The sequence below is a fragment of the Candidatus Brocadiia bacterium genome, assembly GCA_041658285.1.
GTDB lineage: Bacteria > Planctomycetota > MHYJ01 > JACQXL01 > JACQXL01 > JBBAAP01.
In genome coordinates this window covers 1-3,111 of record JBBAAP010000029.1, presented here as the reverse complement: position 1 = coordinate 3,111, position 3,111 = coordinate 1, and the positions used below count along the sequence as shown (strand labels likewise).

The following is a 3,111-nucleotide window of genomic DNA, read 5'->3' as shown; positions in this document are numbered from 1 at the left end:
CGCGCCTTGTGGTGGAGACGCCAGGTTTAAAGTGTACAGTTTCCGCCGTTAGTGAGTGTACAGGGTGTGCGCGCGATTTTTCAGCCATCATTTCAAAACAGGCGTTAACCGCCAGGAATTTCATTTAGATTTTCCACCTAACAATATCTGTGCAAACTTACAAATGCTGTTTTGAAACAGTTTCATTTGGGTAGTATGTTTAATGAAACAAAAAACAGCCGGCTGGAAGCGCTGCCCCTATTGCAGCAATTATTATCAGCCATATATCCGAACGGCAAATGCCCAAAAGTCCTGCCGCCGGATTTCCTGCCTAAAGAAGCATAAGAAAAAGCTGCAAAAGAAGTGGGAAAAGAATAATCCGGATTGTTTTTGTGGGCGCTATGTAAAAACAAAAGCCTGGCTTAAAAATCATCCAGGTTATCTTGCCAGCTATCGCGCCGGACATCCGGAATATATCAGGAAAGATAACGGCGGGCGCAGGCTTCGCAAGCGGATATTGAAAGAGCGGCGGGCCGATATACAAGTGAGATTGCTCCGACGTAAAATAGTGCGAATCAAAGAGCTTAAAGGGGCCGATATACAAGGCACATTAAACTTAAAGCTCGACGCAACGCTTGATATTATGGCCGAATGCGGCGGGCCGATATACAAATCACATGGGCAATTAAAATGTTAAGCGTGTAAACTATACGCATGGACAACGAACTTTGGGCGACTATAAGACGTATGCGTGAGGTTGAACACCTTTCGATAAGCGAAATATCCCGCTTATTGCGTATTCACCGCAAAACAGTCAGGCGCGCGCTGGAATATGTTTCCGCACCTCCCGGCAACGAGTCGCGCGAACGTGGCGTCGCGGGCAAGCTTGAGCCGTTTAAACCGTATATAACGGAGCGGCTTAAGGAATACCCGAATCTTACCGGGGCTAAACTGCTGCTTGAAATAGGCAAGCAAGGCTATAGCGGCGGGTACACGATTCTTAAGGATTATTTGCAAGACAACCGACCGGGAAGGAAGCCGGACGTGTTTTTGCGCATAGAAACGCAGCCTGGGGAATACGCGCAGGTGGACTGGGCAAATACGGGACATCTCACCATAGGGAACGCGCGGCGGCAATTATCCTGTTTTGTGATGGTGCTGTCATATTCGCGGATGATGTATATAGAGTTCACGCTGTCACAACGTATTGAAGATTTCATTGCGGCTCATGTAAATGCGTTCCAGTTTTTCGGCGGTATTCCCAGGAAGATCAACTATGACAATTTAAAAACGGTTGTTCTATCCCGTGTCGGGCAGGATATCCGGTTTAATTCCAAGTTCATGGATTTTGCCGGCTATTATTTATTCAAGCCGGTACCCTGCGGGGTTAGAAAGGCCAATGAAAAGGGGAAGGTGGAAAACGGGATAAAATATCTGCGTTCCTCGTTCCTGGATGGCCAGACAATAAGTTCGCGGGAGCAGATACAGTCGGAGGCGCTGCGCTGGCTGGAGGAAATTGCCAATACCCGCAAACACGGCAGCACCAACGAGCGGCCCATAGATCGCTTTGAAAAGGAACGTGCCCTGCTTATGAGCCTGCCCCTAAACCAATATGACTGTTCAATAGCTGCTTCTGCCAGGGCAACCAACCAGTCGCTGGTCTGGTTTGACGGCAACAGATATTCCGTGCCGTGCGGATTTACGCATAAAACGCTTACCATTAAAGCGACCTCCATGCAGGTGGCCGTGTATGCGGGAACAAGGATCCTGACTTCGCACGCGCGATGCTATGAGAAGAACCGCGTGATAGAAAATCCTAAGCATTATGAGGGGTTGCTGGCTCAGCGCAAAAAAGCGCGTATGTCCAAGCTGGTTGAATCGTTTCTGAACCTCGCTCCGGAGTGCAGCGTGTATTTAAAGGGATTGGTGTCGGCGGAACTGAATCTTCAGTCCCAACTGGAAAAGATCCAGGACATGCTTAACAAATACGGTAAGGCGGATGTGAAGATCGCAATAAGCCGCGCCCTGAAGTACCAGGCCTTCGGCGCGCATTATATTCAAAATATTATTGTGCAGCAGCGCGCGGCGCGCAACATTGCGGAGCCGCAGTCTATTACGCTGGCAAAAAAGCCGCAGTGGAATGACCTTGCGGTGGAGGAGAGCGATTTAGCGCTTTACGATAATCTTTTTGAGGAGGAACCAACCGATGGCGGAACAACAAAGCCCAAATAATAAGGCTGATGAAAAGTTAAAAAAGCTTTTCCTGTTCCATATAGCCCGGCAGTTGCCTGAATTGGAGAAAACGGGCGGGCAGGAAAACATGAGCCATGTAGATTTCCTGAACCTGCTGCTTGACCATGAGCTGGCCTGCCGGCATCAGAACACGGTAGCCCGGCTTGTGCGCAAAGCCGGTTTCCCCAGTGTAAAAACAATTGATGCTTTTGACTGGGCACATCCTACGAGTATCCCTAAAGCGCTTATTCTTAACGCGTGCAATATGGACTTTGTGCGCAGAAAAGAGCATTTGATTTTTCTTGGCCCAAGCGGCATCGGCAAGACGCATCTTGCAAGTGCGCTGGGGTACGTGGCCTGTCAGAGTACAATTCGCACCGTGTTCACCACGGCGGCGGACATGATTAACCGGCTGATTGCTTCAAAAAGCGATCGTGGCCTGGAACGCGGCCTTAAGAAGTACACCGGCGCCGGCCTTCTGATTATTGATGAGATCGGTTATATGCCGATGGATAAGGAAGGCCGCGACCTCTTCTTCCAGGTCATATCAAAAAGATCTGAAACAGGCTCAATGATAGTAACAACAAACAAGGCTTTCAAGAACTGGACAGAAATATTTCAGGATAACGCCGTGGCGACCGCTATAGCCGAGCGGCTAACCGAGCATGGCGAGCTGATTAAGATTGAAGGACCGAGCTATAGAGTCAAGAAAAGAAAGCAAAGACAACTTGGATTGTGAAATTTCCGGGCGGTGGCAGAGTTGTGCCAGATTTTTTTATTTTGATCCGCTGGATGAGCGCTGACGTGCGCCAAAATCGCGAAAAACGGCTCAAACTGTACCCTTAATTCCGGCGGAAACTGTACACTTTTGGACCGGCGTTAACAGCCGGCGTTTCGTCG

Annotated in this window: 3 protein-coding genes; all 3 read left to right on the top strand. The window is 49.1% G+C overall.

Going from position 1 to position 3,111, the window contains the following annotated elements:
- Positions 1-202: 202 nt before the first annotated feature.
- The 3 genes from WC980_10840 to istB are packed head-to-tail and all read left to right on the top strand — an operon-like array spanning position 203 to position 2,950.
- Positions 203-676 (top strand): hypothetical protein, encoded by a 474-nt coding sequence (locus WC980_10840; GenBank protein ID MFA5795547.1) that lies wholly within the window; start codon positions 203-205, stop codon positions 674-676.
- Between the two features lie 50 nt (positions 677-726).
- Positions 727-2,211, top strand: a complete 1,485-nt coding sequence (gene istA / locus WC980_10835) for an IS21 family transposase (protein MFA5795546.1) — start codon at positions 727-729, stop codon at positions 2,209-2,211.
- Positions 2,186-2,950 (top strand): IS21-like element helper ATPase IstB, encoded by a 765-nt coding sequence (gene istB / locus WC980_10830; GenBank protein MFA5795545.1) that lies wholly within the window; start codon positions 2,186-2,188, stop codon positions 2,948-2,950. The genes istA and istB overlap by 26 nt, the downstream gene beginning before the upstream one ends.
- Positions 2,951-3,111 lie beyond the last annotated feature (161 nt).

What these genes read in the sequence shown, in the direction of transcription:
- istB (MFA5795545.1), top strand. Translation starts at nt 2,186, where the DNA reads ATGGCGGAACAACAAAGCCCAAATAATAAGGCTGATGAAAAGTTAAAA.
- istA (MFA5795546.1), top strand. Translation starts at nt 727, where the DNA reads ATGCGTGAGGTTGAACACCTTTCGATAAGCGAAATATCCCGCTTATTG.
- WC980_10840 (MFA5795547.1), top strand. Translation starts at nt 203, where the DNA reads ATGAAACAAAAAACAGCCGGCTGGAAGCGCTGCCCCTATTGCAGCAAT.